Source organism: Pseudomonas sp. WS 5059 (assembly GCF_012985525.1).
Taxonomy (GTDB): domain Bacteria; phylum Pseudomonadota; class Gammaproteobacteria; order Pseudomonadales; family Pseudomonadaceae; genus Aquipseudomonas.
On sequence record NZ_JAAQWO010000007.1, the window covers coordinates 69843 to 93988 of the forward strand.

The window sequence follows — 24146 nt, forward strand, 5'->3', positions numbered from 1 at the left end:
TGCTTATGCACCACCTGCCCACTGCGCAAACCGAATCAGAATGCGGGAGCTGGCTTGCCGCTCCCCCATTGATAGCAACCCTGTCCAAAAACAGCGCCATCCCTTGAACCGAGGCACTCCATGACCTGGCAACCCCACATCACCGTCGCCACCATCATCGAAGACAATGGCCGCTTCCTCATGGTCGAAGAGCTCAAGGGCGGCCGCGCCGTGCTCAACCAGCCTGCCGGCCATCTCGACCCGCACGAAACCCTGACCGAAGCCGCCGTGCGCGAAACCCTCGAAGAAACCGGCTGGGACGTCGAAGCCACCGGCATCGTCGGCATCTACCTGTACACCGCCCCCAGCAATGGCGTGACCTACCAACGGGTGTGCTTCATCGCCAAGGCCCTGCGACACCACCCGGACTATCAACTGGACGAAGGTATCGTGCGCGCCCGCTGGCTGAGCCGTGACGAGCTGATAGCCTTGCGCGACGACTGGCGCAGCGAGTTGATCATTCGCTGTATCGACGACTATTTGGCCGGTCAGCGCCATAGTCTCGAGCTGATCCGCCCTTCTCTTTAGCCTTGCGGGCTCGGGCCTGCTAGAATCGCGTCCTTTTTCAAGACACCCGTTGAAATCCTATGCGTGATCCAGCCCCTTCTGACACACAAAAGAAGCGCGTCATCGTCGGCATGTCCGGCGGCGTGGATTCTTCCGTTTCCGCCGTTCTGCTCATGGAGCAGGGTTATGAGGTGGAAGGCCTGTTCATGAAGAACTGGGAAGAAGACGATGGAACGGAATACTGCACCGCCATGGACGACCTGGCGGACGCCCAGGCCGTGTGCGACAAGATTGGCATCAAGCTGCACACCGCCAACTTTGCCGCCGAGTACTGGGACAACGTGTTCGAACATTTCCTGGCCGAATACAAGGCCGGTCGTACGCCGAACCCGGACATCCTGTGCAACCGCGAAATCAAGTTCAAGGCGTTCCTCGATTACGCCATGATCCTCGGCGCCGACCTGATTGCCACTGGCCACTACGTGCGCCGTCGCGATATCGATGGCCGCACCGAATTGCTCAAGGGCCTGGACCCGAACAAGGACCAGAGTTACTTCCTGCACGCCGTGGGCGGTGAACAGATCGCCAAGACCCTGTTCCCGGTGGGCGAACTGGAAAAGCCCGAAGTGCGCAAGATCGCCGAGAAACATGGCCTGGCCACCGCCAAGAAAAAGGATTCCACCGGGATCTGCTTTATTGGCGAGCGCCGCTTCAGCGACTTCCTCAAGCAATACCTGCCAGCCCAGCCGGGCGAGATCAAGACCACTGAAGGCGAAGTCATCGGCCGTCACCACGGCCTGATGTACCACACCATCGGCCAGCGCCAGGGCCTGGGTATCGGCGGCTTGAAAGACGCAGGTGAAGAGCCGTGGTACGTGCTGGTCAAGGATCTGGAGCACAACGTGCTGATCGTCGGCCAGGGCAACGAGCATCCCCTGCTGTTCTCCGGCGCGCTGCTGGCTTCGGAGATTTATTGGGTCAACCCGATCGACCTGAGCAGCCCACGCCGCTTGACCGCCAAGGTGCGCTATCGCCAGAGCGACCAGCCCTGCACCCTGGAAAAAACCGCCAATGGCTACCGTGCCACGTTCGATGACCCGCAACGCGCGGTCACGCCCGGCCAATCCGTGGTGTTCTACGACGGTGAGATCTGCCTGGGGGGCGGCGTGATTGAAGTCGCCGAACCCTGGAGCACCCCGGCATGAGCCCGACCCAGGAGCAATTGACAGCACTGGGCGGGGTGTTTCTCGCCGCAGTACTGGTGGACAAGATCGCCAAGACCGGCCAGGTGACCGAGGCGGGCCTGACCTGCATGCTCGGCAGTCTGCTGGTGGTCGACCCGAAGGACACCCTGGATGTGTACGGTGGCGATGACCTGAGCCTGCGCGAAGGTTATCGCGCGCTGATCGGCGCCCTCGAGCGCGACCCCAGCACCCTGCAGCGCGAGCCGCTGCGCTATGCGCTGTCGATGCTCGGCCTTGAGCGGCAACTGGCCAAGCGCGACGACCTGCTGGAAACCATCGGCAAGCGCCTGCCGCAGATCCAGTCCCAGGTAGAGCACTTCGGCCCGGCCCACGAGAACGTGATCGCGGCCTGTGGCGCCTTGTACCAGGACACCTTGAGCACCTTGCGCCAGCGGATCCAGGTCCACGGCGACATGCGCAACCTGCAACAACCCAACAACGCCTCGAAAATCCGCGCCCTGCTCTTGGCCGGTATCCGTTCAGCGCGGTTGTGGCGACAGTTGGGCGGTCATCGTTGGCAGTTGGTCATCAGCCGACGCAAATTGCTCAAAGAGCTTTACCCGTTGATGCGCAACGAATAAGTCGCAGCCGCGGGCTATTTTCAAGCCGTTACGCGTAATACGCCGGTCAGTTGGCAACGGACCGGCGGATTTTTTCATGTATGATACGCGCCCCATTTCGTTGCCCGACTGTCCGAGAACACCCCATGCAGCTCTCTTCGCTCACTGCGGTTTCCCCTGTTGACGGCCGCTACGCCGGCAAGACCCAGGCCCTGCGCCCTATTTTCAGCGAATACGGCCTGATCCGTGCTCGCGTACTGGTTGAAGTGCGCTGGCTCCAGCGCCTGGCCGCTCACCCTGCCATCAGCGAAGTGCCGGCGTTCTCCGCCGAGGCTAACGCTGTACTGAACACCCTGGCGGAAAACTTCTCCCTGGAGCACGCCGAGCGTGTGAAAGAGATCGAGCGCACCACCAACCACGACGTCAAAGCCATCGAGTACCTGCTCAAAGAGCAAGCGGCCAAGCTGCCGGAACTGGCCCAGGTCAGCGAGTTCATCCACTTTGCCTGCACCAGCGAGGACATCAACAACCTGTCCCACGCCCTGATGCTGCGCGAAGGCCGTGATGACGTGATGCTGCCACTGATGCGCCAGACCGCCAACGCCATCCGCGAACTGGCCATCCGCTTCGCCGATGTGCCTATGCTGTCGCGCACCCACGGCCAGCCGGCCTCGCCGACCACCCTGGGCAAAGAACTGGCCAACGTGGTGTACCGCCTGGAGCGCCAGATCGCGCAAGTGGCTGCCGTGCCACTGCTGGGCAAGATCAACGGCGCCGTGGGCAACTACAACGCGCACCTGTCGGCATACCCTGAGATCGACTGGGAAGCCAACGCCCGCGCCTTCATCGAAGACGAGCTGGGCCTGGGCTTCAACCCGTACACCACGCAGATCGAACCCCACGACTACATCGCCGAGCTGTTCGACGCCATTGCGCGCTTCAACACCATCCTGATCGACTTCGATCGCGATATCTGGGGCTACATCTCCCTGGGCTACTTCAAGCAGCGCACCATCGCTGGCGAAATCGGCTCCTCGACCATGCCGCACAAGGTCAACCCGATCGACTTCGAAAACTCCGAAGGCAACCTGGGCATCGCCAACGCCTTGTTCCAGCACCTGGCCAGCAAGTTGCCGATCTCCCGCTGGCAGCGCGACCTGACCGACTCCACCGTACTGCGCAACCTCGGCGTGGGCTTTGCCCATAGCGTGATCGCCTACGAAGCCAGCCTCAAAGGCATCAGCAAACTGGAACTCAACGCGCAGAAAATCGCCGCTGACCTGGACGCTTGCTGGGAAGTCCTGGCCGAGCCGATCCAGACCGTAATGCGCCGCTACAACATCGAAAACCCCTACGAAAAGCTGAAAGAGTTGACACGCGGCAAGGGCATCAGCCCCGAGGCGCTGCAAACTTTCATCGACGGCCTGGACATGCCAGCCGCGGCCAAGGCCGAGCTGAAACTGCTGACCCCGGCCAACTACATCGGCAACGCTGTAGACCAAGCCAAACGCATCTGATTGCGGCTTGATCCCTTGAGACGCCCGGCAGCGCCGGGCGTTTTTATTCCCGTCTGAAAAGTGCTTTTTTTCAATAGGTTACACATGAATCCTGATATTCCTCTTCAACTTCTGGGCGGCATCACGGCACGGGAATTCCTGCGCGACTACTGGCAGAAAAAACCGCTGCTGATCCGCCAGGCCATCCCTGATTTCGAAAGCCCGATCGACGCCGACGAACTGGCCGGCCTGGCGCTGGAAGAAGAAGTCGAGTCACGCCTGGTGATCGAGCACGGCGAGCGCCCATGGGAACTGCGCCGCGGCCCGTTTGCCGAAGACGCCTTCAGCACCCTGCCAGAGCGCGAGTGGACCCTGCTGGTGCAGGCGGTCGACCAGTTCGTACCGGAAGTGGCCGAGTTGCTGGAGCAGTTCCGCTTCCTGCCAAGCTGGCGCATCGACGACGTGATGATCAGCTTTGCCGCCCCCGGTGGCAGCGTAGGCCCACACTTCGATAACTACGATGTGTTCCTGCTGCAAGCCCAGGGCAAGCGCAACTGGAAGATCGGCCAGATGTGCAGCTCGGAAAGCCCGCTGCTGCAACACGCCGACCTGCGCATCCTCGCCGAATTCGAAGAGAGCGCCGAATGGGTGCTGGAGCCGGGCGACATGCTCTACCTGCCGCCGCGCCTGGCGCACTTCGGCATCGCTGAAGATGACTGCATGACCTACTCGGTAGGCTTCCGCGCACCGAGCGCCGCTGAAGTGCTGACCCATTTCACCGACTTCCTCAGCCAGTACCTGACAGATGAGGAGCGCTACACCGACGCCGACGCCCAGCCTGTCAGCGACCCGCACCAGATCCAGAGCGACGCCCTCGACCGCCTGAAAAGCCTGCTGGCCGAGCACATGACCGACGAACGCATGCTGCTGACCTGGTTCGGCCAATTCATGACCGAGCCACGCTACCCGGAACTGGTCGCCGGCCCTGAAGAGCTGGCGCAGGATGAAGTCATCAGCAGCCTGGAAGACGGTGCAGTCCTGATCCGCAATCCGAGCGCACGTCTGGCCTGGTCGGAAGTGGACGACGATGTACTGCTGTTCGCCAGTGGCCAGAGCCGTTACCTGCCGGGCAAACTGCGCGAGCTGCTGAAGCTGATCTGCGCGGCCGACGCCCTGCACGTCGACAACCTGGGTCCGTGGCTGGCCGATGAAGATGGCCGCGACCTGCTGTGCGAACTGGTCAAGCAAGGAAGCCTGGGGTTTGCCGATGAATAAAATTCACGTAAGTGTCGCAGACTGGCAAAAGGATATCGCCGAGATCCGGCGCATTCGTGAAGCGGTATTTATCGCTGAGCAATCGGTTCCACCTGAGCTGGAATGGGACGCAGACGACGCCGGGGCCATGCATTTCCTCGCATTCGAAGGCGACTTTCCGATTGGCACTGCGCGCCTGCTACCCAGCGGCGAGATCGGTCGCGTGTCGGTCCTCAAGGACTGGCGCGGGCTGAAAGTCGGCGACAAGCTGATGGAAGCAGTGATCGGCCAGGCCGAAAAACGCGGCCAGACCCGGCAGTTCCTCAGCGCACAGGTGTATGCCGCGCCGTTCTATGAGCGGCTGGGGTTCAAGATCGTCAGCGGGGAATTCCTGGAAGTCGGGATTCCCCATGTTGATATGGAGCGCGAAGGCTGACTTTAGACCCAGTCGCGCCCTTCGCGAGCAAGCCCGCTCCCACACCTGATCGAGCTCGACCTCTGAAATGTGGTCAAAAGTGGGAGCGGGCTTGCTCGCGAAGGCGTCATTAGCAGCCCCCCAAAAAGGCCCTGCCATCCCCCGATGCCAGGGCCTTTTGCCGTCTACGATTCAACTCGCGCCCCACCGGGCCGATAAACTGGCACCATCAAGCCCAAATGACTTGCAGAGATAACGGACATGTCCCTACGCACCCTAGTCGCCAGCCTGCTCATGGCCGCCAGCTTTTCAGCAATGGCAGCCACTGAAGTCGTACCCCTGAACAACCGCACCAGCGCCGACCTGTTACCCGTGGCGCAGAATTTCATTGGCAAGGACGGCACGGTCAGCGCCTACGGCAATCAACTGATCGTGAATGCCGAACCCGACAAGATCCAGGGCCTGCGCGCCCTGCTCACACAGCTGGACACCCCGTCCAAGCGCCTGTTGATCACCGTCGACACTAATGAGAACAATCAGCAGGCCAACCGCCAGGTCATTACCTACAGCACCGAAAGCCGAGAGGGCGGGGTCCAGCAGATCCAGGCCAGCGAAGGTGTGCCCGCGCTGATCCAGGTCGGCCAGAGCGTCCCCCTGACCACCACCCAGCCCGACGCCTACGGCCGCCCGCAAAACCAGACTCAGTACCGTAACGTCACCCAGGGCTTCTACGTGACCGCCAGCGTCACCGGCGAGACCGTGCACCTGAGCATCAGCACCAATCGTGACCGCATGAGCCAGGAACGTCCCGATGTAGTGAACGTGCAAAGTACCGACACAACCGTCAGCGGGCGCCTGGGCGAGTGGATCACCCTGGCCGGCATCAATCGCCAGACCCAGGCCGACAAACAGGGCACAACCCGCACCTACTCGACCCAGGGCCGGGATGACCTGACAGTGCGGGTCAAAGTCGAGGCCTTGAACTGAAGCACCAAAAACTGACTGATTAGTCGTATTAGACCAAAGATGTAGTGCCATAAAAAAAGCACTACAAAACATTTGACGATCCAAAAAAGCATGGGCATGATGGCCTCGCTCCCGCTAATCAGGGGCCCTGGCAAGGGCCTTCGGATCGTCGCTCCAAGTTACCCACCTGAGCCGATTCGTGTCTGTACCGCCCACAAGGCGTGTTTGACGAGGTTGCGACTGGAACGAAGTTGTCCCGAGGGACGGAAGCTAACCAGGTAACCCGGCAACACACTGATGGATCGTACCAAGGCCCACGACGCCCGAAGACTGTTCTCGGTTCGCCTCTACCTGCTCACTTTCTCCCTTGAGCCTATCGTTCATCCCGTCGCCTTCTCCGCCAAGCCCAACTTGACCGCCTAAGCTTCTGGTCAGCGAGCAGCCATAACCACGCACTGAATACGTGGCTGGCAAACGGAATTTTCAACCCAGTAGTTTTTCCACAAAAGACGCGACGAGGTTTTTCCCCATGGCACTGACACGCGAACAGCAAATTGCAGCCCTTGAAAAAGACTGGGCTGAAAACCCACGCTGGAAAGGCGTGACTCGCGCTTACTCCGCTGCTGACGTCGTCCGCCTGCGCGGCTCGGTTCAACCTGAGCACACCTTTGCAAAACTGGGCGCCGAGAAGCTGTGGAAGCTGGTTACCCAGGGCGCCAAGCCGTCCTTCCGCCCCGAGAAAGATTTCGTCAACTGCATGGGCGCCCTGACCGGCGGCCAGGCTGTGCAACAAGTCAAGGCCGGTATCCAGGCGATCTACCTGTCCGGCTGGCAAGTGGCTGCGGACAACAACTCCGCCGAGTCCATGTACCCTGACCAATCGCTGTACCCGGTGGACTCCGTGCCAACCGTGGTCAAGCGCATCAACAACTCGTTCCGCCGCGCCGACCAGATCCAGTGGAAAGCCGGTAAAGGTCCGGGCGACGAAGGCTACATCGACTACTTCGCGCCAATCGTGGCGGACGCCGAAGCCGGTTTCGGTGGCGTACTGAACGCCTACGAGCTGATGAAAAGCATGATCGAGGCAGGCGCCGCCGGCGTGCACTTCGAAGACCAACTGGCTTCCGTGAAAAAATGCGGCCACATGGGCGGCAAGGTTCTGGTTCCGACCCAGGAAGCCGTACAGAAGCTGACCGCTGCCCGCCTGGCAGCTGACGTAGCCGGCACGCCGACCATCATCCTGGCCCGTACCGACGCCAACGCCGCTGACCTGCTGACTTCGGACTGCGACCCGTACGACCAGCCGTTCGTGACTGGCGAGCGCACCCAGGAAGGTTTCTACAAGGTGCGCGCAGGCCTGGATCAAGCCATTGCCCGTGGCCTGGCCTACGCGCCGTACGCCGACCTGATCTGGTGCGAAACCGCCAAGCCAGACCTGGACGAAGCCCGTCGCTTCGCCGAGGCGATCAAGAAGGAATACCCGGACCAACTGCTGTCCTACAACTGCTCGCCTTCCTTCAACTGGAAGAAGAACCTGGACGACGCGACCATCGCCAAGTTCCAGCGCGAACTGTCCGCCATGGGCTACAAGCACCAGTTCATCACCCTGGCCGGCATTCACAACATGTGGCACAGCATGTTCAACCTGGCGCACGACTACGCCCGCAACGACATGACTGCCTACGTGAAGCTGCAGGAGCAGGAGTTCGCTGACGCCGCCAAAGGCTACACCTTCGTGGCGCACCAGCAGGAAGTGGGCACTGGCTACTTCGACGACATGACCACCGTAATCCAGGGCGGCACCTCGTCCGTGACCGCGCTGACCGGTTCGACCGAAGAAGAACAGTTCCACTGAGTAAACTGAGTACACGGCCATTGCGGGCCCGATAGAAAGCTAACCGCAGTGCCGCACGATCTGACGCCCCGACTGGTTCGGGGCGTTTTTTTGCCTGAAAAATCGCTCCGGACCCAGTGAAGATCAAAATGTGGAAGCGGGCTTGCTCGCGATAGCGATATGTCAGTCAAGAAAGTGCTGGCTGACACACCGCTATCGCGAGCAAGCCCGCTCCCACAATGAAAATGCGCTCAGCCTGGTGTTTTTTGCGCAAAACCTTGATCCAGAGCGGTATTCGCCCAGAAAAAATCAGTTAAAAGTTGCGCGCTGGCAACTTGCGCCAAACGGGCAAGTAACAACAACTTTCCCTGCGCCCCGCTCATTATCCGCTTAAAACTCTTGCAAACAATATTCATTATCATTTAGAGCAATAAAACTTCGTTACACCCTAAACAAAACACAATTGATTAAAATCAAGCTAATGCCCGCAGCGTCTGGGCTACAGCCCCATAAAGGTGCACTATGTCCTTATTTCAGCGAATAATTTAGCTACAGGAATTTTACTTGCTAGGTGTTTAGCCATAAAATCACCGCGATTGATTGCGCTGCGACATATCGTCACTGCGTCGTTACTTTTTCGAGCTCAGAGACCTTTGCTCTCTGTTAAGGATTTCCAGCATGACCGAAGCGACAGGACTCATGGCCCACAACTGGGGCTTTGCCATTTTCCTCCTCGGTGTTGTCGGCCTCTGCGCCTTCATGCTCGGTGTCTCCAGCCTTCTCGGGTCAAAAGCCTGGGGCCGCAGCAAAAACGAACCGTTCGAGTCCGGCATGCTACCTACAGGTGGCGCCCGCTTGCGGCTCTCAGCCAAATTCTATCTGGTCGCGATGTTGTTCGTGATCTTCGATATCGAAGCCCTCTTTCTCTTTGCCTGGTCTGTGTCCGTCCGCGAAAGCGGCTGGACCGGATTCGTCGAAGCCCTCGTTTTCATAGCAATTCTGTTGGCAGGCCTTGTCTACCTATTTCGAGTGGGCGCCCTTGACTGGGCTCCGGAAGCTCGTCGCAAGCGGCAAGCGAAGCTGAAACAATGAGGCTTTGGCGATGCAATACAATCTCACCAGGATCGACCCGGATGCTCCTAACGATCAGTACCCCATCGGCGAACGGGAAACCGTCTCCGATCCGTTAGAAGACCAAGTCCACAAAAACATCTACATGGGCAAGCTGGAAGACGTGCTGAGTGGCGCGGTCAACTGGGGGCGCAAGAATTCCCTGTGGCCGTACAACTTCGGCCTTTCGTGCTGCTACGTGGAAATGACCACCGCCTTCACGGCGCCCCACGACATCGCGCGCTTTGGCGCCGAAGTTATCCGGGCATCACCGCGCCAGGCGGATTTCATGGTTATCGCCGGCACCTGCTTTATCAAGATGGCGCCGATCATCCAGCGTCTCTACGAGCAAATGCTCGAGCCGAAGTGGGTTATCTCCATGGGTTCGTGCGCCAACTCCGGTGGCATGTACGACATCTATTCCGTAGTTCAGGGGGTGGACAAGTTCCTGCCTGTGGACGTTTACGTGCCTGGCTGCCCGCCCCGCCCTGAAGCTTTCCTGCAAGGCCTGATGCTGTTGCAGGAATCGATTGGCAAGGAGCGTCGCCCACTGTCCTGGGTCGTCGGCGATCAAGGCGTGTACCGCGCCGAGATGCCTTCGCAAAAGGAACAGCGCCGCGAACAGCGAATCGCAGTCACCAACCTGCGCAGCCCCGACGAAGTCTGATCCAGCCCGCTTCTTTTATAGAACGAAAACCTGGCCTCATTCTTTACGTTGACCGAAAGCGATAAAAAACCATGACTACAGGCAGTGCTCTGTATATCCCGCCTTATAAGGCAGACGACCAGGATGTGGTCGTCGAACTCAATAACCGTTTTGGCCCTGACGCCTTCACCGCCCAGGCCACACGCACCGGTATGCCGGTGCTGTGGGTGGCGCGCGCCAAGCTCGTCGAAGTCCTGACCTTCCTGCGCAACCTGCCCAAGCCGTACGTCATGCTCTATGACCTGCATGGCGTGGACGAGCGTCTGCGCACCAAGCGCCAGGGGCTGCCGAGCGGCGCCGACTTCACCGTGTTCTATCACCTGATGTCGCTGGAACGTAACAGCGACGTGATGATCAAGGTCGCCCTCTCGGAAAGCGACCTGAGCATCCCGACCGTGACCGGTATCTGGCCGAACGCCAGCTGGTACGAGCGTGAAGTCTGGGACATGTTCGGGATCGATTTCCCGGGCCACCCGCACCTGACGCGCATCATGATGCCGCCGACCTGGGAAGGTCACCCGCTGCGCAAGGACTTCCCTGCCCGCGCCACCGAATTCGATCCGTTCAGCCTCAACCTGGCCAAACAGCAGCTTGAAGAAGAAGCCGCGCGCTTCCGTCCGGAAGACTGGGGCATGAAGCGTTCCGGCACCAACGAGGACTACATGTTCCTCAACCTGGGCCCGAACCACCCTTCGGCCCACGGAGCCTTCCGTATCATCCTGCAACTGGACGGCGAAGAAATCGTCGACTGCGTGCCGGACATCGGCTACCACCACCGTGGTGCCGAGAAAATGGCCGAGCGCCAGTCCTGGCACAGCTTCATCCCGTACACCGACCGTATCGACTACCTCGGCGGCGTGATGAACAACCTGCCGTACGTGCTCTCGGTCGAGAAGCTGGCGGGCATCAAGGTGCCAGACCGCGTCGACACCATCCGCATCATGATGGCCGAGTTCTTCCGGATCACCAGCCACCTGCTGTTCCTGGGTACCTATATCCAGGACGTCGGCGCCATGACCCCGGTGTTCTTCACCTTCACCGACCGTCAGCGTGCGTACAAGGTCATCGAAGCCATCACGGGCTTTCGCCTGCACCCGGCCTGGTACCGCATCGGCGGTGTGGCCCACGACCTGCCGAACGGCTGGGAGCGCCTGGTCAAGGAATTCATCGACTGGATGCCCAAGCGTCTGGACGAGTACCAAAAGGCTGCGCTGGACAACAGTATTCTCAAGGGCCGGACCATCGGCGTCGCTGCCTACAACACCAAAGAGGCCCTGGAATGGGGCGTCACCGGTGCTGGCCTGCGATCCACCGGTTGCGACTTCGACCTGCGCAAGGCGCGCCCGTACTCCGGCTATGAGAACTTCGAGTTCGAAGTTCCGCTGGCAGCCAATGGTGATGCCTACGACCGTTGCATCGTGCGCGTCGAAGAAATGCGCCAGAGCCTGAAAATCATCGAGCAGTGCATGCGCAACATGCCGGCAGGCCCGTACAAAGCGGATCACCCGCTGACCACGCCGCCGCCAAAAGAGCGCACCCTGCAGCACATCGAAACCCTGATCACGCACTTCCTGCAAGTCTCGTGGGGCCCGGTGATGCCGGCCAACGAGTCCTTCCAGATGATCGAAGCGACCAAGGGTATCAACAGTTATTACCTGACGAGCGATGGCGGCACCATGAGCTACCGCACCCGGATTCGTACCCCAAGCTTCGCCCACTTGCAGCAGATCCCTTCGGTGATCAAAGGCGAGATGGTCGCGGACTTGATTGCGTACCTGGGTAGTATCGATTTCGTTATGGCCGACGTGGACCGCTAAGCATGAACAGCACGCTTATCCAGACAGACCGCTTCACCTTGAGTGAAACCGAGCGCTCGGCCATCGAGCACGAGCTGCATCACTACGAAGACCCGCGCGCGGCGTCGATCGAAGCCTTGAAGATCGTCCAGAAGGAACGTGGCTGGGTGCCCGACGGCGCCCTCTACGCCATCGGCGAGATCCTCGGCATCCCGGCCAGCGATGTGGAAGGCGTGGCGACGTTCTACAGCCAGATCTTCCGCCAGCCGGTCGGCCGCCACATCATTCGCGTGTGCGACAGCATGGTCTGCTACATCGGTGGCCACGAGTCAGTGGTCGACGCGATCCAGAGCAAGCTGGGCATCGGCCTGGGCCAGACCACTGCAGACGGGCGCTTCACGCTGCTGCCGGTATGCTGCCTGGGCAACTGCGACAAAGCGCCGGCGTTGATGATCGACGACGACACATTCGGCGACGTGCAGGCCTCTGGCGTCACCCAATTGCTCGAGGGCTACCCATGACCCTGACTTCCTTTGGCCCGGCCAACCTGATCAAGCGTTCGGCCGAAACCCACCCGCTGACCTGGCGCCTGCGTGACGACGGCGAGCCTGTATGGCTTGACGAGTACCAGGCCAAGAACGGTTACGCCGCTGCGCGCAAAGCCTTTGCCGACATGGCTCAGGACGATATCGTCCAGACCGTGAAGGACGCTGGCCTCAAAGGTCGCGGCGGCGCAGGCTTCCCCACGGGCGTGAAGTGGGGCCTGATGCCAAAAGATGAATCCATCAACATCCGTTACCTGTTGTGTAACGCCGATGAAATGGAGCCCAACACCTGGAAAGACCGCATGCTGATGGAGCAACTGCCCCATCTGCTGATCGAAGGCATGCTGATCAGCGCCCGCGCGCTGAAAACCTACCGGGGCTACATCTTCCTGCGGGGCGAATACACCACCGCCGCCAAACACCTGAACCGTGCCGTGGCCGAAGCCAAGGCCGCAGGCCTGTTGGGCAAGAACATCCTCGGTTCGGGTTTTGACTTCGAGTTGTTCGTGCACACCGGCGCCGGGCGTTACATCTGCGGTGAAGAAACCGCACTGATCAACTCCCTCGAAGGCCGCCGCGCCAACCCGCGCTCCAAGCCGCCCTTCCCCGCCGCCGTTGGCGTGTGGGGCAAGCCTACGTGCGTGAACAACGTCGAGACCCTGTGCAACGTGCCGGCGATCATCGCCGACGGCGTGGACTGGTACAAATCCCTGGCCCGCGAAGGCAGCGAAGACATGGGCACCAAGCTCATGGGCTTCTCCGGCAAGGTCAAGAACCCTGGCCTGTGGGAACTGCCATTCGGCGTGACCGCCCGCGAGCTGTTCGAGGACTACGCCGGCGGCATGCGCGACGGCTACACCCTCAAGGCCTGGCAGCCAGGCGGCGCCGGCACCGGTTTCCTGTTGCCCGAGCACCTCGACGCACAGATGTATGCCGGCGGCATCGGCAAGGTGGGCACCCGGATGGGTACCGGCCTGGCGATGGCGGTGGACAACACCGTGAACATGGTCTCGCTGCTGCGCAACATGGAGCAGTTCTTCGCTCGCGAATCCTGTGGTTTCTGCACCCCGTGCCGCGATGGCTTGCCATGGAGCGTCAAGCTCCTGATGGCGATCGAGAAAGGCGAAGGCCAGCCGGGGGATATCGAAACCCTGCTGGGCCTGGTCGGTTTCCTCGGCCCTGGCAAGACCTTCTGTGCTCACGCACCGGGCGCCGTGGAGCCACTGGGCAGTGCAATCAAGTACTTCCGCTCGGAGTTCGAAGCCGGCATCGCGCCCAAAAGCGCCGCCGTCCCGCCTCTGGCAAAGCCGATCGTAGTCGGCGCGTAACGCTTCAATAGGCGAAGGGTCCGTGCCCTTCGCCTTGTCATGTGCTGACGCCGTGAAGGCTGTGTTGATGCACATGAATAACAAGATTCCATTAGCCACGCCCGCTGACAACGGGCCAACGAAGAACTTTGAACCATGGCCACTATCCACGTAGACGGCAAAGCGCTCGAAGTCGATGGGGCGGACAACCTGTTACAGGCGTGTCTGTCACTAGGCCTCGACATCCCTTATTTCTGCTGGCACCCCGCGCTTGGTAGCGTCGGTGCCTGTCGCCAGTGTGCGGTCAAGCAGTACACCGATGAAAACGACACCCGTGGTCGTATCGTCATGTCCTGCATGACGCCGGCCACCGACAACACCTGGATTTCCATCGACGATGATGAGTCCAAGGCGTTTCGCGCCAGCGTTGTCGAATGGCTGATGACCAACCACCCCCACGACTGCCCGGTCTGTGAGGAAGGCGGTCACTGCCACCTGCAAGACATGACGGTGATGACCGGCCACAACGAGCGCCGTTATCGCTTCACCAAGCGTACCCACCAGAACCAGGACCTCGGCCCGTTCATTTCCCACGAAATGAACCGCTGCATCGCCTGCTACCGCTGCGTACGCTTCTATAAAGACTACGCCGGCGGCACCGACCTGGGCGTATTCGGCGCCCATGACAACGTGTACTTCGGGCGCGTTGAAGATGGCGTCCTGGAAAGCGAGTTCTCCGGCAACCTCACCGAGGTCTGCCCGACCGGTGTGTTCACCGACAAGACTCACTCCGAGCGCTACAACCGCAAGTGGGACATGCAGTTCTCGCCGAGCATCTGCCATGGCTGCTCCAGCGGTTGCAACATCTCCCCGGGCGAGCGCTACGGCGAACTGCGTCGCATCGAAAACCGCTTCAACGGTTCGGTCAACCAGTACTTCCTGTGCGACCGTGGCCGCTTCGGCTATGGCTACGTCAACCGCGAAGACCGTCCTCGCCAGCCATTGCTGGCCGATGGCGCCAAGCTAAGCCTGGACGAGGCGCTGGACAAAGCCGCCGACCTGCTGCGCGGGCGCAACATCGTCGGTATCGGTTCGCCACGCGCCAGCCTCGAAAGCAACTACGCGCTGCGTGAACTGGTGGGTGCCGAGCACTTCTACAGCGGTATCGAAGCCGGCGAGCTGGAGCGTATCCGCCTGGTCCTGCAGGTGCTCAATGACAGCCCGCTGCCAGTACCGAACATGCGCGACATCGAAGACCACGACGCAATCTTCGTGCTCGGTGAAGACCTGACCCAGACCGCCGCGCGTATCGCGCTGTCCCTGCGCCAGTCGGTCAAAGGCAAGGCCGAAGAAATGGCCGACGCCATGCGCGTACAGCCTTGGCTCGACGCTGCGGTGAAAAACATCGGCCAGCACGCGCTGAACCCGCTGTTTATCGCAAGCCTTGCCGAAACCAAGCTCGACGATATCGCTGAAGAATGCGTGCACGCAGCACCTGACGACCTGGCCCGTATCGGTTTCGCCGTGGCCCACGCCCTCGACGCCAGCGCCCCTGCCGTCGAAGGCCTGGACGCAGAAGCCGTGGCCCTGGCCCAGCGTATTGCCGACGCCCTGCTCGCGGCCAAGCGTCCTTTGATCATTGCCGGTACCTCGTTGGGTTCCAAGGCGCTGATCGAAGCCGCCGCCAACATCGCCAAGGCCCTCAAGCTGCGCGAGAAGAACGGCTCCATCAGCCTGATCGTGCCGGAAGCCAACAGCCTTGGCCTGGCCATGCTCGGTGGCGAGTCCCTGGACAGCGCCCTGCAAGCCGTGATCGACGGCAGTGCCGACGCCATCGTGGTGCTGGAAAACGACCTGTACACCCGCACCGATGCGGGCAAGGTCGATGCCGCGCTGAGTGCTGCCAAAGTGCTGATCGTCGCCGATCACCAGAAGACCGCGACAAGCGACCGTGCCCATCTGGTCTTGCCAGCCGCAAGCTTCGCCGAAGGCGACGGGACCCTGGTCAGCCAGGAAGGCCGCGCCCAGCGCTTCTTCCAAGTGTTCGATCCGAAGTACATGGACGCCAGCATCCTGGTTCACGAAGGCTGGCGCTGGCTGCACGCCCTGCGCGCGACCCTGCTGAACCAGCCGATCGACTGGACCCAGCTCGACCACGTCACCGCAGCCGTCGCCGCGAGCGCACCGCAACTGGCGCGTATCGTCGACGCCGCACCGTCCGCCGCGTTCCGTATCAAGGGCATGAAGCTGGCCCGTGAACCGCTGCGTTATTCCGGGCGTACCGCCATGCGTGCTGATATCAGCGTGCACGAACCGCGTACCCCACAAGACAACGACACCGCGTTCGCCTTCTCCATGGAAGGTTACTCGGGTTCGGTCGAGCCCCGTCAGCAGGTGCCGTTTGCCTGGTCGCCGGGCTGGAACTCGCCGCAGGCCTGGAACAAGTTCCAGGACGAAGTCGGTGGTCATATCCGCGCTGGCGACCCGGGCACCCGCCTGATCGAAAGCACTGGTGATTCGCTGAACTGGTTCGCTGCAGTACCGCGTCCGTTCAACCCGGCCCAGGGCACCTGGCAGGTTGTGCCGTTCTTCCACCTGTTCGGCAGCGAAGAGACCTCTTCCAAGGCCGCGCCGGTGCAACAGCGCATTCCCGCCGCCTACGTATCCGTGGCCAAGTCCGAAGCCGATCGCCTGGGCGTCAACGACGGTGCCCTGCTGAGCTTGAACGTAGCCGGCCAGACCCTGCGTCTGCCGCTGCGCATCAACGACGAGCTGGGTGCTGGCCTGGTTGCACTGCCAAAAGGCCTCGCCGGGATTCCTCCTGCGATCTTTGGCCAAACCGTTGACGGTCTGCAGGAGGCAGCGCAATGACCTGGTTCACCCCTGAAGTGATCGACGTGATCATCTCGGTCGTCAAGGCTATCGTGATCCTGTTGGCCGTGGTCGTCGCGGGCGCCCTGCTCAGCTTCGTCGAACGTCGCCTGCTGGGCTGGTGGCAGGACCGTTACGGTCCGAACCGCGTTGGCCCATTTGGTATGTTCCAGATCGCCGCCGACATGCTGAAAATGTTCTTCAAGGAAGACTGGACCCCGCCGTTTGCCGATAAGGTGATCTTCACCCTGGCACCGGTCGTGGCCATGAGCGCCTTGCTGATCGCCTTCGCGATCATCCCGATCACCCCGACCTGGGGCGTGGCGGACCTGAACATCGGCTTGCTGTTCTTCTTCGCCATGGCCGGTTTGTCGGTCTATGCGGTGCTGTTCGCCGGCTGGGCCAGTAACAACAAGTTCGCCCTGCTGGGCAGCTTGCGGGCCTCGGCCCAGACTGTGTCCTACGAAGTGTTCATGGGCCTGGCGCTGATGGGCATCGTGGTGCAGGTGGGCTCGTTCAACATGCGCGACATCGTCGACTACCAGGCTCAGAACCTGTGGTTCATCATTCCGCAGTTCTTCGGCTTCTGTACCTTCTTCATCGCTGGCGTGGCCGTGACTCACCGTCACCCCTTCGACCAGCCGGAAGCGGAACAGGAACTGGCCGACGGCTACCACATCGAATACGCCGGCATGAAATGGGGCATGTTCTTCGTCGGTGAGTACATCGGCATCATCTTGATCTCGGCCCTGCTGGTCACGCTGTTCTTCGGCGGCTGGCACGGTCCGTTCGGCATCCTGCCGCAGTTGGCGTTCTTCTGGTTCTTCCTGAAGACCGCGTTCTTCATCATGTTGTTTATCCTGCTGCGCGCTTCCATTCCGCGCCCACGATACGACCAGGTGATGGATTTCAGCTGGCGCTTCTGCCTGCCGCTGACCCTGATCAATTTGCTGGTGACTGCTGCCGTTGTGTTGTTGAACACGCCAGCGGGCGCGGTTCAGTGAGGATTTGACCCATGTTCAAATATATTGGCGACATCGTTAAGGGTACCGGTACCCAGTTGCGAAGCCTGGTGATGGTGTTCGGTCACGGCTTTCGCAAACGCGACACCCTGCAATACCCGGAAGAAGCGGTGTACCTGCCGCCGCGCTATCGCGGCCGGATCGTACTGACCCGCGACCCCGATGGCGAAGAGCGTTGCGTAGCCTGCAACCTGTGCGCCGTGGCGTGCCCGGTTGGCTGTATCTCCCTGCAGAAAGCTGAAACCGAAGACGGTCGCTGGTACCCGGACTTCTTCCGCATCAACTTCTCGCGCTGCATTTTCTGCGGCCTCTGCGAGGAAGCTTGCCCGACCACCGCGATCCAGCTGACACCGGATTTCGAGATGGCCGAGTTCAAACGTCAGGACCTGGTGTACGAGAAAGAAGATCTGCTGATCTCTGGTCCCGGTAAAAACCCTGATTACAACTTCTATCGTGTTGCAGGTATGGCCGTTGCCGGTAAGCCGAAAGGCGCCGCACAAAACGAAGCCGAGCCGATCAACGTGAAGAGCTTGCTGCCTTAAGGAAGAAAGATGGAATTCGCTTTCTATTTCGCATCGGGTATTGCAGTGGTGTCCACGCTTCGCGTGATCACCAACACCAACCCCGTGCACGCCCTGCTCTACCTGATCATTTCGCTGATCGCCGTGGCCATGACCTTTTTCAGCCTCGGCGCACCGTTCGCCGGTGTGCTGGAAGTGATCGCCTACGCTGGCGCCATCATGGTGCTGTTCGTGTTTGTGGTGATGATGCTCAACCTGGGGCCGGCTTCGGTCGCCCAGGAACGCGTCTGGCTCAAGCCCGGCATCTGGCTTGGCCCGGTGATCCTGGCAGCGCTGCTGCTGGCTGAACTGCTGTATGTGCTGTTCGCTCACCAGAGCGGCCAGGCCATCGGCCACACCACCGTAGACGCCAAGGCCGTGGGCATCAGCCTGTTTGGCCCGTACCTGCTGGTGGTCGAACTGGCTTCGATGCTGCTGCTCGCGGCAGCCATCACCGCCTTCCACTTGGGCCGCAACGAAGCCAAGGAGCAATGACGATGCCTGCTATCCCTTTGGAGCATGGTCTGGCGGTCGCCGGCATCCTGTTCTGCCTTGGCCTGGTCGGCCTGATGGTTCGCCGCAACATTCTGTTCGTGTTGATGAGCCTGGAAATCATGATGAACGCTGCCGCACTGGCCTTCATCGTGGCGGGCAGCCGTTGGGGCCAGCCGGATGGGCAAGTGATGTTCATCCTGGTGATCAGCCTGGCAGCCGCCGAGGCCAGTATTGGCCTGGCGATCCTGTTGCAGCTGTATCGTCGCTTCCACACGCTTGATATCGACGCTGCCAGTGAGATGCGCGGATGAACATGATCTTTCTGACTTTCGTATTTCCCCTGATCGGTTTCCTGCTGCTGTCGTTCTCCCGTGGACGCTGGTCGGAAAACCTCTCGGCCCTGGTCGGCGTGGGTTCCATTGGCCTGTCGGCGATTGTCGCCGCCTACGTCATCTGGCAGTTCAACGTGGCGCCGCCCGAAGCCGGTCACTACACCCTGGTGCTGTGGCAATGGATGGCGGTCGAGGGCTTCAAGCCTGACTTCGCCCTCTACGTCGACGGCCTGTCGATCACCATGCTCGGCGTGGTGGTGGGCGTGGGTTTCCTGATCCACCTGTTCGCGTCCTGGTACATGCGCGGTGAGGCCGGTTATTCGCGCTTCTTCGCCTACACCAACCTGTTTATCGCCAGCATGCTGTTCCTGGTGCTGGGCGATAACCTGTTGTTCCTGTACTTCGGCTGGGAAGGCGTGGGCCTGTGCTCGTACCTGTTGATCGGTTTCTACTACAGCAACCGCAACAACGGGAACGCGGCCCTCAAGGCCTTTGTCGTGACCCGGATCGGCGACGTGTTCATGGCCATCGGCCTGTTCATCCTGTTCCAACAGGTGGGCACGCTGAATATCCAGGAACTGCTGGTGCTGGCACCGCAGAAATTCCAGGTCGGCGACTTCTGGATCACCCTGGCGACCCTGATGCTGCTGGGCGGCGCTGTCGGTAAATCGGCGCAACTGCCACTGCAAACCTGGCTGGCAGACGCCATGGCCGGTCCTACCCCGGTGTCGGCACTGATCCACGCCGCCACCATGGTGACCGCCGGTGTGTACCTGATCGCCCGTACCCACGGCCTGTTCACCCTGGCGCCGGAAATCCTGCACCTGGTGGGCCTGGTGGGCGGCGTGACCCTGGTGCTGGCCGGCTTCGCCGCGCTGGTGCAGACCGACATCAAGCGGATCCTCGCCTACTCGACCATGAGCCAGATCGGCTACATGTTCCTGGCCCTGGGCGTCGGCGCCTGGGACGGCGCAATCTTCCACCTGATGACCCACGCCTTCTTCAAGGCCCTGCTGTTCCTGGCGTCCGGTGCGGTGATCGTTGCCTGCCACCACGAGCAGAACATCTTCAAGATGGGCGGCCTGTGGAAGAAACTGCCGTTGGCCTACGCCAGCTTCATCGTCGGTGGTGCCGCGCTGGCAGCCCTGCCACTGGTGACCGCAGGTTTCTACTCCAAAGACGAAATCCTCTGGGAAGCCTTTGCCAGCGGTAACCAGGGCCTGCTGTACGCCGGTCTGGTTGGCGCGTTCATGACCTCGCTGTACACCTTCCGCCTGATCTTCATCACGTTCCACGGTGAAGCCAAGACCGAAGCCCACGCAGGCCACGGCATTTCCCACTGGCTGCCGCTGTCGGTGCTGATCATCCTGTCGACCTTCGTCGGCGCCATGATCACTCCGCCACTGGCTGGCGTACTGCCACAAAGCGTCGGGCATGCCGGCGGCGACGCCAAGCACAGCCTGGAAATCGCCTCGGGCGCCATCGCCATCGCCGGTATCCTGCTGGCGGCCATGTTGTTCCTCGGCAAGCGTCGCTTCGTGACCGCCGTGGCCAACAGTGGCATTGGCCGCTTCCTTTCGGCCTGGTGGTTCGCCGCCTGGGGCTTCGACTGGATCTACGACAAACTGTTCGTCAAGCCTTACCTTGCGATCAGCCATGTACTGCGCAAAGACCCGCTCGACCAGACCATCGGTTTGATCCCGCGTGCCGCCAAGGCCGGCCACACCGCCCTGAGCCGCACCGAGACCGGCCAATTGCGTTGGTATGCAGCTTCCATGGCGGCCGGTGCCGTGTTGGTGATCGGCGCCATCGTAGTGGTAGCGGTCTGATATGAACTTTGCGAACTTGCGAAAGGAAACGAGCCCGTCATGATTCTGCCCTGGCTAATCCTGATCCCCTTTATCGGCGGCCTGCTCTGCTGGATGGGCGAGCGCTTCGGCGCTACCCTGCCCCGCTGGATTGCGTTGCTGACCATGTCCCTGGAACTCGCACTCGGCCTCTGGCTGTGGGCCCATGGCGACTATTCATTTGCTCCGGCACCGGGTGTCGATCCAACCTTCGCGCTTGAATTCAAGCACGTCTGGATCGAACGCTTCGGCATCAACGTGCACCTGGCCCTCGATGGCCTGTCGCTGCTGATGATCCTGCTGACCGGCCTGCTGGGTATCCTCTCGGTACTCTGCTCCTGGAAAGAAATCGAGCGTCACGTGGGCTTCTTCCACCTGAACCTGATGTGGATCCTGGGCGGCGTTGTCGGCGTGTTCCTTGCGCTGGACCTGTTCATGTTCTTCTTCTTCTGGGAAATGATGCTGGTGCCGATGTACTTCCTCATCGCGCTCTGGGGTCACAGTTCTTCGGACGGCAAGAAAACCCGGATCTACGCGGCGACCAAGTTCTTCATCTTCACCCAGGCTTCCGGCCTGATCATGTTGGTGGCGATCCTGGGCCTGGTCCTGGTCAACTTCAACAACACCGGCGTGATTACCTTCAACTACGCCGACCTGTTGAAAACCAAGATGTCGATGACCACCGAGTACATCCTCATGCTCGGTTTCTTCATCGCCTTCGCGGTGAAACTGCCGGTGGTGCCGTTCCACTCCTGGTTGCCTGACGCTCACGCCCAGGCGCCCACCGCAGGTTCCGTGGACCTGGCCGGTATCCTGTTGAAGACGGCGGCCTACGGCCTGCTGCGTTTCGCCCTGCCGCTGTTCCCGAATGCTTCGGCCGAGTTCGCGCCGATTGCCATGACCCTGGGCCTGATCGGGATCTTCTACGGTGCGTTCCTCGCCTTCGCCCAAACCGACATCAAGCGCCTGATTGCCTTCTCGTCCGTTTCCCACATGGGTTTCGTACTGATCGGCATCTACTCCGGCAGCCAGCTGGCGTTGCAAGGCGCGGTGATCCAGATGCTGGCCCACGGTGTTTCGGCAGCCGCACTGTTTATCCTCAGTGGCCAACTGTACGAGCGCCTGCACACCCGTGACATGCGTGAAATGGGCGGCATCTGGTCGCGTATCGCCTACTTGCCGGCGATCAGCCTGTTCTTTGCCGCTGCGTCCCTGGGCTTGCCGGGTACCGGTAACTTCGTCGGCGAGTTCCTGATCCTGATGGGCAGCTTCGTCAGTGCGCCATGGATCACCGCGATCGCCACCTCCGGCCTGGTGTTCGGTTCGGTGTACTCGCTGATCATGATCCACCGTGCCTACTTCGGCCCGACCAAGTCGGACGCCGTCCTCAAAGGGATGGATGCTCGCGAACTGATCATGGTGCTCGGCCTTGCGGTATTGCTGGTGTATATCGGCGTGTATCCGCAACCGTTCCTCGACACCTCTGCCGCCACGATGCATGGCGTGCAGCAGTGGTTGAGCACCGCCTTCACTCAACTCGCTTCGGCCCGGTAAGAGCGCTATGGAATTCACGATCCAACACTTTATCGCGCTTGCGCCGCTGCTGATTACCAGCCTCACCATTGTGGTGGTGATGCTGGCAATCGCCTGGCGCCGCAATCACTCACAGACGTTCCTGCTGTCCACCGCAGGCCTGAACCTGGCCTTGCTGTCGATTATCCCGGCACTCAAGGTAGCCCCGCTGGCGGTGACCCCGCTGGTCATGATCGATGACTTCGCGCTGCTGTACACCGCGTTGATCCTGGTTGCGACACTGGCCTGCGTCACCCTCGCCCACGCCTACCTCGGCGAGGGCGGCACCGGCTACCCGGGCAACCGCGAAGAGCTGTACCTGCTGATCCTGCTGGCTGCGGCCGGCGGTATCGTGCTGGTCAGCGCGCAGCACCTGGCCGGCTTGTTCATCGGCCTGGAACTGCTGTCGATCCCGACCTACGGCCTGGTGGCCTACGCCTTCTTCAACAAGCGCTCCCTGGAAGCCGGCATCAAGTACATGGTGCTGTCGGCCGCAGGTTCCGCGTTCCTGTTGTTCGGTATGGCCTTGCTCTACGCCGAAGCCGGCAGCCTGAGCTTCAGCGGTATCGGTCACGCCCTGGCCACCACCAGCATGCCTGCGCCAATCGCCCAACTGGGCCTGGCCATGATGCTGATCGGCCTGGCGTTCAAGCTGTCGCTGGTACCCTTCCACCTGTGGACCCCGGACGTGTACGAAGGCGCCCCGGCGCCGGTAGCCGCGTTCCTGGCTACCGCGTCGAAGGTTGCAGTGTTTGCGGTGATGGTGCGTCTGTTCCAGATCTCCCCCGCCGCCAACACCGGTGTGCTGAGCGACGTACTGACCGTGATCGCCATTGCGTCGATCCTGTTCGGTAACCTGCTGGCCCTGACCCAGAACAACCTCAAGCGTCTGCTGGGTTACTCGTCCATCGCGCACTTCGGCTACCTGCTGATCGCTCTGGTGGCGAGCAAGGGCCTGGCGGTGGAAGCCATCGGCGTGTACCTGGTCACCTACGTGATCACCAGCCTCGGCGCGTTCGGCGTGATCACCCTGATGTCCTCGCCTTACAAAGGCCGTGACGCCGACGCCCTGTACGAATACCGCGGCCTGTTCTGGCGCCGTCCGTACCTGACCGCCGTACTGACCGTGATGATGCTGTCCCTGGCTGGTATCCCGCTGACCGCAGGCTTTATCGGCAAGTTCTACATCGTCGCGACCGGTGTCGAAGCCCACGAATGGTGGCTGGTGGCATCCCTGGTACTGGGTAGCGCCATCGGCGTGTTCTACTACCTGCGCGTGATGGTCACCCTGTACCTGATCGAGCCAAACCTGCGCCGTGTGGACGCCGAACTGCACTGGGAACAGAAAGCCGGTGGCGTGATGCTGCTGGCCATTGCCCTGCTGGCGTTTTTCCTGGGTGTCTACCCACAACCGTTGCTCACCCTGGTGCAGCATGCGGTGATGGCGGGTTGATCGCTTAGGCTCAAGCAGTAAACAGAACGGCACCCTTGGGTGCCGTTTTGCGTTTCTGGGGGCAGATATGCGGTGCCACTGGCGTCGCCTTCGCGGGCAAGCCCGCTCCCACATTGATCCGGTTTCATCATGAGAATACGGTCAAGTGTGGGAGCGGGCTTGCCCGCGATGGCGGCAGCAGCGACACCACAAAAAACGGCACCTCACGGTGCCGT

The 24146-nt window shown here is 61.1% G+C and carries 21 protein-coding genes; all 21 read left to right on the forward strand.

Annotation, left to right across the window (positions count from 1 at the left end; genetic code table 11):
• The first annotated feature begins 120 nt into the window (after positions 1–120).
• The 21 genes from HBO12_RS20850 (at position 121) to nuoN (ending at position 23931) form a co-directional block, all read left to right on the forward strand.
• On the forward strand, positions 121–567 hold the full coding sequence (locus tag HBO12_RS20850) for an NUDIX hydrolase (protein WP_170043102.1): 447 nt from the start codon (positions 121–123) through the stop codon (positions 565–567).
• Between the two features lie 59 nt (positions 568–626).
• Positions 627–1751 carry a tRNA 2-thiouridine(34) synthase MnmA gene (mnmA, locus tag HBO12_RS20855; RefSeq protein WP_169954347.1) on the forward strand — a complete coding sequence of 375 codons (1125 nt, stop codon included), beginning with the start codon at positions 627–629 and terminating at the stop codon, positions 1749–1751.
• Complete coding sequence (gene hflD, locus HBO12_RS20860; protein WP_005789104.1) at positions 1748–2371, forward strand: high frequency lysogenization protein HflD; 624 nt, start codon at positions 1748–1750, stop codon at positions 2369–2371. The genes mnmA and hflD overlap by 4 nt, the downstream gene beginning before the upstream one ends.
• Before the next feature lie 125 nt (positions 2372–2496).
• Positions 2497–3867 (forward strand): adenylosuccinate lyase, encoded by a 1371-nt coding sequence (gene purB / locus HBO12_RS20865; RefSeq protein WP_029293372.1) that lies wholly within the window; start codon positions 2497–2499, stop codon positions 3865–3867.
• A gap of 84 nt (positions 3868–3951) precedes the next feature.
• Complete coding sequence (locus HBO12_RS20870; protein WP_170043103.1) at positions 3952–5121, forward strand: ribosomal protein uL16 3-hydroxylase; 1170 nt, start codon at positions 3952–3954, stop codon at positions 5119–5121.
• A complete protein-coding gene (locus HBO12_RS20875) occupies positions 5114–5536 on the forward strand; it encodes a GNAT family N-acetyltransferase (protein WP_169954348.1) in 423 nt (140 codons plus the stop codon). The genes HBO12_RS20870 and HBO12_RS20875 overlap by 8 nt, the downstream gene beginning before the upstream one ends.
• Before the next feature lie 240 nt (positions 5537–5776).
• The gene (locus tag HBO12_RS20880) at positions 5777–6502 is read left to right on the forward strand and encodes a secretin N-terminal domain-containing protein (RefSeq protein WP_169954349.1); all 726 of its coding nucleotides are present in this window, start codon (positions 5777–5779) and stop codon (positions 6500–6502) included.
• A gap of 508 nt (positions 6503–7010) precedes the next feature.
• Positions 7011–8336, forward strand: coding sequence for an isocitrate lyase (aceA, locus tag HBO12_RS20885; RefSeq protein WP_003219577.1), 1326 nt, complete (start codon positions 7011–7013; stop codon positions 8334–8336).
• 657 nt (positions 8337–8993) lie between these two features.
• A complete protein-coding gene (locus tag HBO12_RS20890; protein WP_003219575.1) occupies positions 8994–9407 on the forward strand; it encodes an NADH-quinone oxidoreductase subunit A in 414 nt (137 codons plus the stop codon).
• Positions 9408–9417: 10 nt separating this feature from the next.
• Positions 9418–10092, forward strand: a complete 675-nt coding sequence (locus HBO12_RS20895; RefSeq protein WP_012724951.1) for a NuoB/complex I 20 kDa subunit family protein — start codon at positions 9418–9420, stop codon at positions 10090–10092.
• A 71-nt stretch (positions 10093–10163) separates the two neighbouring features.
• Positions 10164–11948, forward strand: a complete 1785-nt coding sequence (nuoC, locus tag HBO12_RS20900) for an NADH-quinone oxidoreductase subunit C/D (protein ID WP_090402815.1) — start codon at positions 10164–10166, stop codon at positions 11946–11948.
• A 2-nt stretch (positions 11949–11950) separates the two neighbouring features.
• Positions 11951–12448 carry an NADH-quinone oxidoreductase subunit NuoE gene (gene nuoE / locus HBO12_RS20905; RefSeq protein ID WP_029293358.1) on the forward strand — a complete coding sequence of 166 codons (498 nt, stop codon included), beginning with the start codon at positions 11951–11953 and terminating at the stop codon, positions 12446–12448.
• A complete protein-coding gene (nuoF, locus tag HBO12_RS20910; protein WP_169954350.1) occupies positions 12445–13800 on the forward strand; it encodes an NADH-quinone oxidoreductase subunit NuoF in 1356 nt (451 codons plus the stop codon). The genes nuoE and nuoF overlap by 4 nt, the downstream gene beginning before the upstream one ends.
• Positions 13801–13935: 135 nt before the next feature.
• Positions 13936–16650 (forward strand): NADH-quinone oxidoreductase subunit NuoG, encoded by a 2715-nt coding sequence (gene nuoG / locus HBO12_RS20915; protein ID WP_170043104.1) that lies wholly within the window; start codon positions 13936–13938, stop codon positions 16648–16650.
• Positions 16647–17654, forward strand: a complete 1008-nt coding sequence (nuoH, locus tag HBO12_RS20920) for an NADH-quinone oxidoreductase subunit NuoH (protein WP_170043105.1) — start codon at positions 16647–16649, stop codon at positions 17652–17654. Before nuoG ends, nuoH begins: the two co-directional genes overlap by 4 nt.
• Positions 17655–17665: 11 nt before the next feature.
• Positions 17666–18214, forward strand: coding sequence for an NADH-quinone oxidoreductase subunit NuoI (nuoI, locus tag HBO12_RS20925; protein ID WP_003174725.1), 549 nt, complete (start codon positions 17666–17668; stop codon positions 18212–18214).
• A 9-nt stretch (positions 18215–18223) separates the two neighbouring features.
• Complete coding sequence (gene nuoJ / locus HBO12_RS20930; protein WP_017476146.1) at positions 18224–18727, forward strand: NADH-quinone oxidoreductase subunit J; 504 nt, start codon at positions 18224–18226, stop codon at positions 18725–18727.
• A 2-nt stretch (positions 18728–18729) separates the two neighbouring features.
• The gene (gene nuoK / locus HBO12_RS20935; RefSeq protein WP_003219560.1) at positions 18730–19038 is read left to right on the forward strand and encodes an NADH-quinone oxidoreductase subunit NuoK; all 309 of its coding nucleotides are present in this window, start codon (positions 18730–18732) and stop codon (positions 19036–19038) included.
• Complete coding sequence (gene nuoL / locus HBO12_RS20940; RefSeq protein WP_029293339.1) at positions 19035–20888, forward strand: NADH-quinone oxidoreductase subunit L; 1854 nt, start codon at positions 19035–19037, stop codon at positions 20886–20888. The genes nuoK and nuoL overlap by 4 nt, the downstream gene beginning before the upstream one ends.
• A 39-nt stretch (positions 20889–20927) precedes the next feature.
• Positions 20928–22460, forward strand: coding sequence for an NADH-quinone oxidoreductase subunit M (gene nuoM, locus HBO12_RS20945; RefSeq protein ID WP_029293337.1), 1533 nt, complete (start codon positions 20928–20930; stop codon positions 22458–22460).
• 7 nt (positions 22461–22467) lie between these two features.
• Complete coding sequence (gene nuoN, locus HBO12_RS20950; protein ID WP_029293335.1) at positions 22468–23931, forward strand: NADH-quinone oxidoreductase subunit NuoN; 1464 nt, start codon at positions 22468–22470, stop codon at positions 23929–23931.
• The last annotated feature ends 215 nt before the right edge of the window (positions 23932–24146 follow it).

What these genes read in the sequence shown, in the direction of transcription:
- HBO12_RS20850 (WP_170043102.1), top strand. Translation starts at nt 121, where the DNA reads ATGACCTGGCAACCCCACATCACCGTCGCCACCATCATCGAAGACAAT.
- mnmA (WP_169954347.1), top strand. Translation starts at nt 627, where the DNA reads ATGCGTGATCCAGCCCCTTCTGACACACAAAAGAAGCGCGTCATCGTC.
- hflD (WP_005789104.1), top strand. Translation starts at nt 1,748, where the DNA reads ATGAGCCCGACCCAGGAGCAATTGACAGCACTGGGCGGGGTGTTTCTC.
- purB (WP_029293372.1), top strand. Translation starts at nt 2,497, where the DNA reads ATGCAGCTCTCTTCGCTCACTGCGGTTTCCCCTGTTGACGGCCGCTAC.
- HBO12_RS20870 (WP_170043103.1), top strand. Translation starts at nt 3,952, where the DNA reads ATGAATCCTGATATTCCTCTTCAACTTCTGGGCGGCATCACGGCACGG.
- HBO12_RS20875 (WP_169954348.1), top strand. Translation starts at nt 5,114, where the DNA reads ATGAATAAAATTCACGTAAGTGTCGCAGACTGGCAAAAGGATATCGCC.
- HBO12_RS20880 (WP_169954349.1), top strand. Translation starts at nt 5,777, where the DNA reads ATGTCCCTACGCACCCTAGTCGCCAGCCTGCTCATGGCCGCCAGCTTT.
- aceA (WP_003219577.1), top strand. Translation starts at nt 7,011, where the DNA reads ATGGCACTGACACGCGAACAGCAAATTGCAGCCCTTGAAAAAGACTGG.
- HBO12_RS20890 (WP_003219575.1), top strand. Translation starts at nt 8,994, where the DNA reads ATGACCGAAGCGACAGGACTCATGGCCCACAACTGGGGCTTTGCCATT.
- HBO12_RS20895 (WP_012724951.1), top strand. Translation starts at nt 9,418, where the DNA reads ATGCAATACAATCTCACCAGGATCGACCCGGATGCTCCTAACGATCAG.
- nuoC (WP_090402815.1), top strand. Translation starts at nt 10,164, where the DNA reads ATGACTACAGGCAGTGCTCTGTATATCCCGCCTTATAAGGCAGACGAC.
- nuoE (WP_029293358.1), top strand. Translation starts at nt 11,951, where the DNA reads ATGAACAGCACGCTTATCCAGACAGACCGCTTCACCTTGAGTGAAACC.
- nuoF (WP_169954350.1), top strand. Translation starts at nt 12,445, where the DNA reads ATGACCCTGACTTCCTTTGGCCCGGCCAACCTGATCAAGCGTTCGGCC.
- nuoG (WP_170043104.1), top strand. Translation starts at nt 13,936, where the DNA reads ATGGCCACTATCCACGTAGACGGCAAAGCGCTCGAAGTCGATGGGGCG.
- nuoH (WP_170043105.1), top strand. Translation starts at nt 16,647, where the DNA reads ATGACCTGGTTCACCCCTGAAGTGATCGACGTGATCATCTCGGTCGTC.
- nuoI (WP_003174725.1), top strand. Translation starts at nt 17,666, where the DNA reads ATGTTCAAATATATTGGCGACATCGTTAAGGGTACCGGTACCCAGTTG.
- nuoJ (WP_017476146.1), top strand. Translation starts at nt 18,224, where the DNA reads ATGGAATTCGCTTTCTATTTCGCATCGGGTATTGCAGTGGTGTCCACG.
- nuoK (WP_003219560.1), top strand. Translation starts at nt 18,730, where the DNA reads ATGCCTGCTATCCCTTTGGAGCATGGTCTGGCGGTCGCCGGCATCCTG.
- nuoL (WP_029293339.1), top strand. Translation starts at nt 19,035, where the DNA reads ATGAACATGATCTTTCTGACTTTCGTATTTCCCCTGATCGGTTTCCTG.
- nuoM (WP_029293337.1), top strand. Translation starts at nt 20,928, where the DNA reads ATGATTCTGCCCTGGCTAATCCTGATCCCCTTTATCGGCGGCCTGCTC.
- nuoN (WP_029293335.1), top strand. Translation starts at nt 22,468, where the DNA reads ATGGAATTCACGATCCAACACTTTATCGCGCTTGCGCCGCTGCTGATT.